At 63.7% G+C, this 12107-nt stretch carries 12 protein-coding genes and 1 tRNA gene; 11 read left to right on the top strand and 2 right to left on the bottom strand.

The features are described 5' to 3' along the window. Nucleotides 1-5: 5 nt before the first annotated feature. Nucleotides 6-1226, bottom strand: a complete 1221-nt coding sequence (locus AC6CH3_RS00645; RefSeq protein ID WP_498130607.1) for a multidrug effflux MFS transporter — start codon at nucleotides 1224-1226, stop codon at nucleotides 6-8. Nucleotides 1227-1407: 181 nt separating this feature from the next. Here AC6CH3_RS00645 and AC6CH3_RS00640 point away from each other — a divergent pair, with 181 nt between their 5' ends. From AC6CH3_RS00640 to AC6CH3_RS00615, 6 genes are all read left to right on the top strand, one after another. Further along, a complete protein-coding gene (locus AC6CH3_RS00640) occupies nucleotides 1408-2289 on the top strand; it encodes a phage holin family protein (protein WP_498130606.1) in 882 nt (293 codons plus the stop codon). A 55-nt stretch (nucleotides 2290-2344) separates the two neighbouring features. Next, nucleotides 2345-2968 (top strand): CDP-alcohol phosphatidyltransferase family protein, encoded by a 624-nt coding sequence (locus AC6CH3_RS00635; RefSeq protein ID WP_498130605.1) that lies wholly within the window; start codon nucleotides 2345-2347, stop codon nucleotides 2966-2968. Further along, the gene (locus tag AC6CH3_RS00630; RefSeq protein WP_498130604.1) at nucleotides 2968-3876 is read left to right on the top strand and encodes a DMT family transporter; all 909 of its coding nucleotides are present in this window, start codon (nucleotides 2968-2970) and stop codon (nucleotides 3874-3876) included. Before AC6CH3_RS00635 ends, AC6CH3_RS00630 begins: the two co-directional genes overlap by 1 nt. Before the next feature lie 111 nt (nucleotides 3877-3987). Beyond that, nucleotides 3988-5184 (top strand): glycosyltransferase, encoded by a 1197-nt coding sequence (locus AC6CH3_RS00625; RefSeq protein ID WP_498130603.1) that lies wholly within the window; start codon nucleotides 3988-3990, stop codon nucleotides 5182-5184. 124 nt (nucleotides 5185-5308) lie between these two features. After that, a tRNA-Ile gene (locus AC6CH3_RS00620) sits at nucleotides 5309-5382 on the top strand. 241 nt (nucleotides 5383-5623) lie between these two features. After that, nucleotides 5624-6814, top strand: a complete 1191-nt coding sequence (locus tag AC6CH3_RS00615; protein WP_498130602.1) for an acyl-CoA dehydrogenase family protein — start codon at nucleotides 5624-5626, stop codon at nucleotides 6812-6814. Nucleotides 6815-6816: 2 nt separating this feature from the next. Here AC6CH3_RS00615 and AC6CH3_RS00610 read toward each other — a convergent pair whose 3' ends face one another. Further along, on the bottom strand, nucleotides 6817-7374 hold the full coding sequence (locus AC6CH3_RS00610; protein ID WP_498130601.1) for a M23 family metallopeptidase: 558 nt from the start codon (nucleotides 7372-7374) through the stop codon (nucleotides 6817-6819). Between the two features lie 417 nt (nucleotides 7375-7791). On the opposite strand from AC6CH3_RS00610, the gene rpsB reads away from it, so the two are divergent. The 5 genes from rpsB (at nucleotide 7792) to AC6CH3_RS00585 (ending at nucleotide 12084) form a co-directional block, all read left to right on the top strand. Then, complete coding sequence (gene rpsB / locus AC6CH3_RS00605) at nucleotides 7792-8670, top strand: 30S ribosomal protein S2 (protein ID WP_400577900.1); 879 nt, start codon at nucleotides 7792-7794, stop codon at nucleotides 8668-8670. Between the two features lie 126 nt (nucleotides 8671-8796). Further along, nucleotides 8797-9633, top strand: a complete 837-nt coding sequence (gene tsf, locus AC6CH3_RS00600; protein ID WP_498130600.1) for a translation elongation factor Ts — start codon at nucleotides 8797-8799, stop codon at nucleotides 9631-9633. Nucleotides 9634-9757: 124 nt separating this feature from the next. After that, nucleotides 9758-10495 carry a UMP kinase gene (gene pyrH / locus AC6CH3_RS00595; protein WP_400577896.1) on the top strand — a complete coding sequence of 246 codons (738 nt, stop codon included), beginning with the start codon at nucleotides 9758-9760 and terminating at the stop codon, nucleotides 10493-10495. A gap of 99 nt (nucleotides 10496-10594) precedes the next feature. Further along, on the top strand, nucleotides 10595-11152 hold the full coding sequence (gene frr, locus AC6CH3_RS00590; RefSeq protein WP_498130599.1) for a ribosome recycling factor: 558 nt from the start codon (nucleotides 10595-10597) through the stop codon (nucleotides 11150-11152). Then, nucleotides 11152-12084 (top strand): phosphatidate cytidylyltransferase, encoded by a 933-nt coding sequence (locus AC6CH3_RS00585; RefSeq protein WP_498130598.1) that lies wholly within the window; start codon nucleotides 11152-11154, stop codon nucleotides 12082-12084. The genes frr and AC6CH3_RS00585 overlap by 1 nt, the downstream gene beginning before the upstream one ends. Nucleotides 12085-12107 lie beyond the last annotated feature (23 nt).

Here is a 12107-nt window from a genome sequence, read left to right as displayed (position 1 = left end):
GCGTACTAGTGGATGGACGGCACGGTCTTGGGGCGGACCACGAGCCACAGGGCAGCAGCCGCCAGGAAGATGCAGCAGGCCTGGACGGCACCCATCGGGGTGGCGGAACTCCCGCCGACCCAGCCCACCACAGGTGAGATGATGCCGGCCATCAGGAACGTGGAGGCTCCCAGCAGTGAAGCGGCCGTGCCGGCCTGGGCGCCGTGGCTGGCCAGGGCCAGGACCTGGACGCTCGGGAAGGTAAAGCCCGTTCCGAGGATGTAGAACCAGAGGGGAACCAGGACGCCCCAGAGCCCGAACCCCAGCTGATCGAAGAGGACAATCAGCAGTGCCATCAGGAACATCCAGGCGGTGGAGCCAGCGAGGATCCACTGCGGCGGCACCATTTTGATCAGCCGCGAACTCGTCTGGACGCCGGCCACGATGCCCAGTGAGTTGACGCCGAACAGCAGGCCGTACTGCTGCGGCGTGAAGCCGAAGATGTCCTGGAAGAGGAACGGGGAGGCCGAGAGGTAAGTGAACAAGCCTCCGAAGTTCATGCCGCCCACCAGCAAAAGGCCAACGAAGATCCGGTCGGAGAAGAGCGTCCTGTAACGCTGGCTGGCAGTCATCCCGGACTGCCCCCGCTGCCCGCGCGGCAAGGTCTCCCGGACCAGGAACATGGCCGCGACGATCACCGTGGTGCCGTAACAGGCCAGGAATACGAAGATGCCCGGCCATTCCATCACCAGGAGCAGTTGCGATCCAATCACCGGCGCCAGGATGGGAGCCAGTCCGTTGACGAGGGCCATGCGCGAGAACATCCGCACCATGGCATAGCCGCTGAAGAGATCACGCACCATGGCCATGGCCACGACGCCCCCGCCTGCGGCGCCGATGCCCATCAGGACACGGAACAGGCCCAGGGTGCCGATGTCAGTGGACAGCGAGGCCCCCACCGAGGCGCCGATATGCACAGCGGTGGCCAGGATGAGGGGCACCCGCCGGCCGAACTTGTCGCTGAACGGGCCAACCACCAGCTGCCCCAGGGCGAAGCCGACAGTAGTGCCGGTCAGGGTCAGCTGAACCGCGGCCTCCGACACATTCAGGCTGCTCTCCAATGCAGGGAAGGCCGGCAGGTAGAGGTCCACGGTGAAGGGGCCCAAAGCGGTGAGGGCGCCAAGGAGGAGGATGTAGAGGAATTTCTGGCGTCGGCTCAGGGCATCGCCCGGGTTGGTGATGGTCACAGGGATCAATCCTAGGGCCCAAAGATCATACTTTTACATCGTTGGAGGGCACGCCGTGGCGTATATCCAGAAGTTGGTATCGACCCTGAATGATAGTTTTGTCAGCGTGGGCGCGTCGAGCCGGGATAAGGCCCTGCGCAACCGAAGAAGAATCGACTATGGAACCAGTTAGGCGGAACCTATGAGCGGGCGTCACAGCGGGCGGGCCAACCAGGGATTGCGCATTACTGCGCTGCCAAAAACGTTGAGGCTCATCTTCAAACTGGCGCCGCGGCAGCTCAACGACGAGATTGCCCTGGCCAAGTTTGAGGTCAAGCGCAAGGGCAAGCAGCTCGGCGTGGCCGGAGCGTTCTTCGGAGTGGCCGCGGTGTTCCTGGCTTTCCTGGTCACCGGACTGATCGTCGCCGCCATCATGGGACTCGCCACCATCATGCCCGCATGGCTCGCGGCGCTGCTCGTCTGCGCCGTCTTCCTGCTGATCGCCCTGATCGGCGGGCTCATAGGTCTCCGGAAGTTCAAGCAAGCCATGCCACTGATGCCGGAGGACACCATCCGGGGCCTGAAGCATGACCTCGGTATTGCCAAAGAGGGTTCGGACTTCGACGCCGCCGTGCTGGACCCCAACTCGCCGCAGGCCAAGGCCGCCAAGGAAGCCCAGGCAGCTGCCAAGGCCAGGGCCAAGGCTGAGAAAGAGTCCAGGAAAGCGGCAGAAGCCGTCGAGGTCCCGCCTGTGTCGGAGCCCGAAGTCCAGCGCCGCCTGAAGCAGCGGCGTGAACACCTCACGGGTGTGCGTGACGACCTCGGCGAAGAAATCGACGTCAAGACCCAGACGCAGGCTCTGCTTGGCGTGGCCAGGCACCGGCTGGATGAGGGCAGGGACAAGCTCAAAGACAGCAAGGACCGGATCGGTGAAAGGCTGGCGGCACGGTCCGCTTCATCCTCCGGGGACGTCGGCACGGGGTCACTGCCGGAACGGCTGGAAGGCCGGTGGAAGCCCCTTCTGGCGTTCGCGGCGTCCACTGCGGTGCTGCTTGCCCTGCTACGGAAATTGTTCAAGAGCTGAGCGTTGTCCTGAACTCTGACAGGAAGACGCCCCCGGCGGAGGAGAGGGGGACCGGATGAGGTTCATCGGCGCTGGTTCCCGCCCCGGCCAGCCGCACGTCGATCGTGACCTGATCTTCACTGTCCCCAATTTCCTCACGGTATTGCGCTTCATGGGCGTGCCGATCTTCATCTGGCTGGTGCTGGCGCAAAAAGAATATGGGTACGCCGTGCTGGTGCTGGCAATCATGGGCAGTACGGACTGGGTGGACGGCTACGTTGCCCGCCGGTTCAACCAGGCGTCCAAGCTTGGCAGGGTCATGGACCCCATCGCCGACAGGATCGCCCTGCTCGCCGTTGCGGTGACGCTTGTCATCGCGGGAGTGGTCCACTGGTGGTTCCTGGCGGCGCTCGTCATTCCGGACGCCGTGCTGCTTGCGATGTCGCTTTTCTATTTCCACAGCCATCCGGGCCTTCCGGTCAGCCTGATCGGGAAGGTACGCACCGGCCTGCTGCTGCTGGGCACGCCGCTCCTGGTGCTCTCGAAACTGGACTTTCCGTTGGCCGGTGCCTGTTTCGTTGCTGCCTGGATCGTGCTCGGGCTGGGGCTGATCGGCCACTGGGTGGCGGCCTACAACTATTTCTGGGCCATCCGCCGCAAGGGCAAACTGCTGGCCGCCGGCGACGACGGGGGCAGCTGATGGTGTGGCTTGCGGTTTTCCTGGCCGTCCTGGGCGCATTTTTCCTGGCCTTCGGCGCCCAGCGCCAGGGGAGCGCCGTCAAGGCAGATACAGGCGGGCTGGCCCTCAGTTCCAACGGATTCCTGCGCCTCCTGCGGAACCCCCGCTGGGTGTTCGGGCTCCTGCTGCTGTGCGTGGGTATGGGCATGAATGCTGTTGCGCTGGTGACCGCCCCGCTGACGGTGGTGCAGCCGATCGGTGCCATCGCGCTGGTCATCACCACGGTGGTCAATGCCAAGGACCAGGGGCTGAGCATCAACCGGGCCACGGTGGTGGCCATCTCGGCCTGCGTCACCGGTTCTGCGCTGTTCGTCCTGCTCGCCGTGAACGTCACGCAGGAAAACCACCAGGTAAATGCCGACGACGAACTCACCATTGTGCTGCTGCTTGGATTGGCGGTGGGTCTCTTCGGCACGCTGGCGGCCATGTTCAAGCACCGCATGAGTGCCTTCATCTACATTCTTGGCGCCGGAGTGCTGTTCGGCTTCGTGGCGGTCCTGACCCGCATCATCGGCAAGCACCTGCTCGATCCCAACGGCCTGGCCCTCCTGAATGTCCCGTGGTATTCCGTGGTCGCCATTGTGGCAGCCGGAGGGCTCGGATCCTGGTTCGTGCAGAGTGCATACTCCACGGGGCCGCCGGACCTGGTCATCGCAGGGCTGACGGTGATCGACCCGATTGTGGGCATTGCGATCGGCATCGCTATCCTCGGTGAGTTGCGGCCTGACGTCCACGCCGTGATGGCGATAGCCATGGGTACGGCCGCAACGCTTGCTATCGTGGGGGTAATCGCCCTCTCCCGGCACCACCCCGAGGTGACCAAACGGAAGAAAGACGCTCGGAAAGCCGCGGGCAGGGCGTCCCACTAGCCGACTTTTCCAAAGCGGGCCAGGCGCGAACGTGCCAGCGCTATATGTGCCAGTGCCAGCCGGTGTGGACAGCTACAGCTGACCGCGCCGTGACCCCCAGGAGCTCTCCACATGACCATGCCCGATGCCCAGCGCCCACTGACCGTCCTGATTGCCGCCGACACCTATCCGCCGCACGTCAACGGTGCCGCCCAGTTCGGCTACCGGCTGGCGAAGGGCATGACCGGCCGCGGCCATAACGTCCACGTCCTGGCCTGCCGTCAGGACAAAGGCAAGAGCTTCACCGAGTTCCGCGCGGAAGCCACCGTCCACCGCCTTCGTTCACACAGCGTCTTCACGCACGAGTATTTCCGGATCTGTTTTCCCTGGGAGATCAAGAAAGAAATCAGCCTCCTCTTCGACAAGGTCCAGCCGGACGTGGTGCACATCCAAAGCCACTACATGATTGGCGAGCATGTGCTGTACGAGGCACTGAAGCGTGGTATCCGGATCGTTGCCACCAACCACTTCATGCCGGAAAACCTCAACCCGTTCCTGCCCTTCCCCCAGTGGTTCAAGGACATCATCGGGAAAATTTCCTGGAAGGACATGGGCGAGGTGATGGGCAAGGCCAACGTCGTTACGACGCCCACGCCGCTGGCTGCCAAGGCCATGCACCAGCACGCCTTCCTGCGGAAAGTCCTGCCGCTGTCCAACGGCATCGACTCTGCAGCCTACGAAGTCCAGCCGGACGAGGTTATCGAGCCCCATGCCAACCCGACGGTGCTCTTTGCCGGCCGGCTGGCTGAGGAGAAGCACGTTGACGTACTGATCAAGGCGGTGGCAGCCACCCCGGCGGATCTGAACGTCCATCTGGAGATCGTGGGCGGCGGGGAGGTACGGCCGGAGCTGGATTCGCTCGTGGAGCGGCTCGGGCTGCAGGAGCGCGTGAAGTTCCTGGGCCTCGCCAGCGACGAGGATCTGCGCAGGGCGTACATCAGGGCAGACATCTTCTGCATGCCGGGGACGGCCGAGCTGCAGTCCCTCGTGACGCTGGAGGCGATGTCCGCCTCGACGCCGGTGCTGCTGGCTGACGCCATGGCGCTTCCGCACCTGGTGCGGGACGGTGAGAATGGCTACCTGTTCACACCCAATGACAGCAACGACCTCGCCCAGAAAATCACCCGGATTCTGCGGCTGCCGGAAGCGGAACGGAAGGCCATGGGCGAGGCGAGCCGCTGCATGGTGGAGCCGCACAGCATCCAGGGAACCCTGCAGACCTTTGAAGATCTGTACCGCGGCGCGAACTACGAGGACAAAGTCGTTTAGGAAAGTGCCGCTCAACCGGGGATGGTCCAAAAGCCGTTCGCCAGTTTGCTAGAGTGTTTTTGCCCCGCAGATGATGGCCCCGGGGTCCGGGCGCCAGGGCATGTGGGACACATCCCAGGTACAAGGGGCTATAGCTCAGCTGGTTAGAGCGCGGGACTCATAATCCTAAGGTCCTCGGTTCAAGTCCGAGTAGCCCTACCTGTTCTGCACAGGAGCCGGGGCCGACGTTTCGACGTCGGCCGCGGCTCCTTTTGTTTTTGTGGCCATTTCGACGGTTCCTGCACCACTCGATGGTGCGTGACGTCGAGCCTGCAGGGAACCGTCGAAACGGCGGCGGCTTTATTTAGCGCGGCAAGTGGAGTATGTTACTCGTCAGTAACATACTCGTGCGCAAGGCCTGAACCTGTCGGGTCACTGCCGATCACCGTGAAGGAATCCCATGTCCAAAGCCGCAATCGACATCAACAACCTTCCCTACGCCGACGGCGACTTCTTCGCTTTCGAACAGCTGCTCGGCAGCAAGGAACAGGACCGGCTGGCGGAGATCCGGCATTTCCTGGCCCGCGAGGTAAAGCCGATCGCCGTGGACTGCTGGAACCGTGGCGAGTTCCCCATGGAGCTGATTCCCAAGCTGGCCGAGATAGATCTCGTCAGCCCAGTTCGGCGCCAGGGCCATTCCAACCTCTTCGCCGGCATTGTCCATGCTGAAGTCACCCGTGCGGACACCTCGATTGCCACCTTCATGGGCGTTCACGACGGTCTGTTCACCGGGTCCATCGAAGCACTCGCATCGGCCGAGCAGCAGGACGCCTGGCTGCCCGATATTTACTCCCTTCGGAAGATCGGCGCCTTCGGCCTGACGGAGCCGCTGGGCGGCTCCGACGTCGCCGGCGGCACGCGCACCACGGCCAGGCGGGAGGGCGGCCAGTGGATCCTCAACGGCGCCAAGCGCTGGATTGGCAATGCCACGTTTTCGGATTGGGTGGTGATCTATGCACGGGATCTCGCCGACAACCAGGTGAAGGGATTCCTCGTGGACACGACCCTTCCCGGGTTCAGTGCCACGAAGATTGAGAACAAGATCTCACTGCGCACGGTCCAGAATGCGGACATCACCCTTCAGGATGTGGCCGTTCCGGACTTCTTCAAGCTGGCACACGCCAACAGCTTTCGGGACACCAACAAAGTCCTCAAAGTCACGCGCCTCGCCGTGGCCTGGCAGGCTGTGGGCCAGCAGTTGGCCGCGTTCGATGTCGCTCGCCGCTACGCCGTTGAGCGCCACCAGTTCGGACGCCCGCTCGCGTCCTTCCAGCTGGTCCAAAGCCAACTCGTACAGATACTGGGAAATGCCGTGAGCTCAATGGGCATGATGGTCCGGCTCTCCCAGCTGGAAGATGCCGGAGACGCCAGGGACGAGCAATCGGCGCTGGCAAAGGCTTTCACCACCGCGCGGATGCGCGAGAGCGTGGCGATCGGCCGCAGCCTGCTGGGCGGAAACGGGATCGTGACCGATTTCGAGATGGCCAAGATCTTCGCCGATGCCGAGGCCATCTACTCCTACGAAGGCACGCACGAGGTGAACACGCTGGTCACAGGACGCGCAGTCACCGGCGTCTCTGCCATCGTCTAGGCTCACTTCCCGTACAGCGGCAGCAGGATGGATGGCCTGAGATCCAGAACAAATTCGAGCGGATTCAGGTATCCGTCGCCACGGCGCACGCCCCAGTGAACACATGGTGTGGCTCCGCAGTGTCCCATGACCACTGCACCCAGGACGTCTCCCTTGGCTACGGCGTCGCCTTTTGCCAGGCTGCTGCGCACGGGTTCGAAGCTGCTGCGCAGGCCATTGCCGTGGTCAATGGTGATGACGGGACGGTTCACCACCACCCCGACGAAGCTGACGGTGCCGGACTCCGGCGAGGTGACCGGGGCGCCGTCGGACGCTGCCTTCAGGTCCACGCCGCGGTGGCCGCTCATCCACGGTTTGTCCGGCGGGTCGAAAGGCCGCAGGACCGGCGGTCGCGGACTTAGCGGCCAGCTCCACGACGGCGCCGCCGGCGCAGCGTAGGCCGCGCCCAGCTCTTCCTGGAGTGCTGATGGCGATGCTGACGGTACTGCTGGCGGCGGTGCCGACGGGGCGGCGGCCATGGCGGCGAGCAAGAGAACGGCCGGGAGCGCGTGTGTCTTCATCCCTCCAGCCTGGCGGGGAGGCCTTGCCATAAAAACCTGCCTCAGGGGCTATGTGGAAAACCCCGTTAAGGGCGGGAAGAATGGTGCGGAGGCAGGGGAGCGCTGTAGTACACTTGACGGAGCAGTTTGCTGTGCCCTCAACGCATTCCAATCCCTTGGGTAGCGTCAGCACGCCCCATTCAGGAGTGCGGGGGAACGGCAGCTGACTACGCGCATCCAGCCCTCCATCACCGGAAGCCTTAGGTTCCCGGAGGAGGATTGTGCCTCTTGCGGTCCGGGCCAACAGCCCGGATGAGAAGTGCAATGGATGCCAGGAGCGTCGCCCGCCGTGGGCGAAGCTAATAACCGTCAACTATTGGCAGGGTAAGAGTGGCCTCCGGGTGCTCTCATGAATGACCTGCCGGAAGGAGCGTCGGCATGCCCGTCGTAACCATGCGCCAGCTGCTTGACAGCGGCGTCCACTTTGGACACCAGACCCGCCGTTGGAACCCGAAGATGAAGCGCTTCATCTTCACCGAGCGCAACGGCATCTACATCATTGACCTCCAGCAGTCGCTGTCCTACATCGACCGCGCCTACGAGTTCGTCAAGGCCACTGTTGCACACGGCGGCACCGTACTCTTCGTCGGCACCAAGAAGCAGGCCCAGGAAGCAATTGCCGAGCAGGCAACCCGCGTTGGCCAGCCGTACGTCAACCAGCGTTGGCTCGGCGGTATGCTGACCAACTTCCAGACGGTCGCCAAGCGTATCCAGCGCATGAAGGAACTCGAAGAGATCGACTTCGACGACGTCGCCGGTTCCGCTTACACCAAGAAGGAACTGCTGCTCCTCCGCCGCGAACTCACCAAGCTTGAGTCCAACCTCGGCGGTATCCGCAACCTCACCAAGGCACCGTCCGTGCTGTGGATCGTGGACACCAAGAAGGAACACCTGGCTGTTGACGAGGCCAAGAAGCTGAACATCCCGGTTGTGGCCATCCTGGACACCAACTGCGACCCGGACGAAGTCGACTTCCCGATCCCGGGCAACGACGACGCCATCCGCTCCGTGAACCTCCTGACCCGTGTTGTTGCCGACGCCGTTGCCGAGGGTTTGATCGCCCGCAACCAGCGCGCAACCGGCACCACCGAGACTCCGGAAGAGCCGCTGGCCGAGTGGGAGCGCGAACTCCTCGAGGGCAGCAAGGCTGAGGCCGCTGCCGCTGAAGCTCCGGCTGCTGAGGCACCCGCCGCTGAAGCTGCTCCGGCTGCAGAGGAAGCCCCGGCTGCTGCCGAGGCTACCGACGCCGACAAGTAAACAACTCCACCGGGATTTCCCGGCGCTCTCGGGCGCCGGGGCAACTGACAGGATGGCGGCCCACCATGTGGGCTGCCGTCCTGTCAGTCCGTACACCACATAAATTTTCTAGACAGAGGGGTTCACATGGCGAACTACACTGCCGCTGATATCAAGGCTCTGCGCGAGCGCACCGGCGCCGGCATGATGGATGTCAAGAAGGCGCTCGACGAAGCCAACGGCGACGCCGAGAAGGCGATCGAGATCATTCGCATCAAGGGCCTGAAGGGCGCCACCAAGCGTGAAGGCCGCTCCACGGCCGAAGGCCTGGTTGCTGCGAAGGTCGACGGCACCGTCGGCGTAATGATCGAGGTCAACTGCGAGACCGACTTCGTCGCCAAGGCTGACAAGTTCATCCAGCTCGCCGACAAGGTCCTGGCCGTCGCCGTCGAGTCCGGCGCCGCCGACCTCGAGACCCTGCTCGCCACCGACGTGGACGGCAAGCCGCTGTCCGAGGTTGTTGTCGAAGAAGGCGCTGTCCTCGGCGAGAAGGTAGTGGTCCGCCGCATCTCCCGCATCGAGGGCGCCACGGTCGATGCCTACCTGCACAAGACCTCCAAGGACCTCCCGGCCCAGGTCGGCGTCCTGTTCGCTGTTGACGGCGAAGGCGACGCTGCTGCCACCGCAGCCCACGACGTTGCTGTCCACATCGCCGCCATGGCCCCGAACTACCTCTCCCGCGAGGACGTTCCGGCTGAACTGGTCGAGTCCGAGCGCCGCATCGCCGAGGAGACCGCCAAGGCTGAGGGCAAGCCCGAAGCCGCCATGACCAAGATCGTGGAAGGCCGCGTTACGGGCTTCTACAAGGGTGAGGTCCTCGTTGACCAGGCCTTCGCCAAGGATGCCAAGAAGTCTGTGGCCCAGGTCCTCGAAGAGGCCGGCGTCAAGGGAACAGCCTTCACGCGCTTCCGCGTCGGTTCCTAGTCAAACAAGCAATGGGGTGGTCACTTCGGTGGCCGCCCCTTTTGCATGCACCGGCCAGGGCGGAATATGAGCTTTGGCCGCTCAGCACGATAATCTTTGCTCAGAACCACCAACGGAAGGCATCATGGAAGCCGTCAATACTTCAGTCCAGTCAGAGAAGAGCAGGCGCCGGGTCCTCCTTAAGCTGTCCGGTGAGGTCTTCGGCGGCGGCAAGCTGGGAGTCGACCCGGACACCGTCCGGGCAGTCGCCAAGCAGATCGCCGCAGCCATTCCCGAGGTCGAGGTCGCCATTGTGGTGGGCGGAGGCAACTTCTTCCGCGGAGCCGAACTGTCCCAGAGCGGCATGGACCGCTCACGCGCTGACTACATGGGCATGCTCGGAACTGTCATGAACTGCCTCGCCCTGCAGGACTTCCTGGAGCAGGCGGGCGTTGAGACCCGTGTCCAAAGCGCCATCACCATGGGGCAGGTGGCCGAGGCCTACATTCCCCGCCGCGCCATCCGCCACATGGAGAAGAACCGCGTCGTCATCTTCGGCGCCGGCGCCGGCCTGCCGTACTTCTCCACAGACACGGTTGCAGCCCAGCGTGCCCTTGAAGTCCACGCAGACGTTGTCCTGATGGCCAAGAGCGGCGTCGACGGCGTGTACACCGCCGACCCGAAGAAGGACCCGGCCGCCGAGAAGCTCGAAAAGCTCAGCTACGACGACGCCCTCCGCCGGGACATCAGGGTCATGGACCAGACCGCCATGACAATGTGCAAGGACAACAACCTTTCCATGGTGGTGTTCGGCATGGAAGGCGAAGGCAACGTCACCCGGGCCATCCTCGGCGAGCAGTTGGGAACGCTGGTCACCCCCTAGTTACAGCTAGGATATTTCTAGGAAGGTTCCGTCCATCGGGCGGAACCCGGATTGTGAGATGCCCCGGTTCTGCCGGGAACCAATTGCTGAGGAGAGATCGTGATCGAAGAAACCTTGCTCGAAGCCGGGGACAAGATGGACAAGGCGGTTGAGGTAGCCAAGGAAGACTTCGCCTCGATCCGGACCGGCCGGGCAACCCCGGGCCTCTACAACAAGGTGATGGTGGAGTACTACGGCACGCCGACGCCCCTTCAGCAGCTGGCGTCCTTCGCGGTTCCCGATGCGCGCACCATCCTCATCACGCCGTATGACAAGACCGCCCTGCGTGACATCGAACGTGCCTTGAGCGATTCCGAGGTCGGCGCCAACCCGTCCAACGACGGAAACGTCATCCGCATCACCATTCCGGAGCTCACCCAGGAGCGCCGCAAGGAATACGTGAAGATCGTGAAGTCCAAAGGTGAGGACGCCAAGGTCTCCATCCGCAACATCCGGCGCAAGGCCAAGGAAACCCTGGACCGGCTGGTCAAGGACGGCGAGGCGGGCGAGGATGAAGGCAGCCGTGGTGAAAAGGAACTGGACGCCATCACCAAGCAGCACGTCGAGGGCATCGATGAACTGCTGAAGCGCAAGGAAGCAGAGCTGCTCGAAGTCTGATGGGTCAGGCACAGCAGGCCCCCGGAGCGCGGGACCGATCCCAGACCCGCCAGGCACGGCAGCCTAGGCCTAACCCCACGCCGGGCGCGGGGCGCAACCTTCCGGCGGCCACCGCCGTCGGGCTTGCCATGCTGTTCGCGGTCCTGGGCGGACTGCTGTTCCTGCCGCTCGGCTTCGTCGCCGTCACCACCACCTTTGCCGTGTTCGGCGTGTGGGAGATCTTCCGCGCCCTGGAAGGCAACGGCACACGGCTGCCCATCGTCCCGGTCATGGTGGGCACCGTGGCGATGCCCTTTGCGGCTTACTTCGGCGGGCTGGAAAGCCTGCTGTTCGCCATGCTGGCCAGCAGCGTGGCCGTTCTCCTGTGGCGTTCCATCGAAAGCGCCACAGGCTCGGCCCGCAGCATCTTCGCGGGGGTCTTCACCCTCGCCTGGGTGCCCTTCCTCATAAGCTTCTCGGCACTGCCGCTCCATGTCGCGGGCGGTGTGACGCCCGTCGGCCCGTGGCCGGGAGGAACGGTGCCGGAGGGCGCCTGGCAGGTGATCATCCTGCTGTTGCTCGTGGTTTCCAACGACACCTTCGGCTATATTGTGGGGGCCTCATTGGGCAAGCACCCCATGGCTCCAAAGATCAGTCCGAAGAAATCGTGGGAGGGATTTGCGGGGTCCATCGCGGGAGCAATGCTCATCGGCGTTCTGGCCTGCACCTTCGTGCTGGGAAAGCCGTGGTGGGTGGGCGTCGTTCTTGCCGTGGGGATGGTGGCGTCCGCCACCGCAGGGGACCTCGCGGAATCCATGGTCAAGCGCGAGCTCGGCATGAAGGACATGAGCAGCATTCTTCCGGGGCACGGCGGGGTCATGGACCGGCTGGACTCGATTGTGTTCGCCTCCCCGGTGGCTTATCTCCTCTTCGTCCTCGTTTCCGGAGCCTGACAACCGCCCGCCATAGAATGTTG

The organism is Arthrobacter sp. GQ119 (assembly GCF_059759125.1).
Note: the sequence above shows the minus strand (reverse complement) of the source record. Positions and strands in the feature narration are given on the sequence as shown.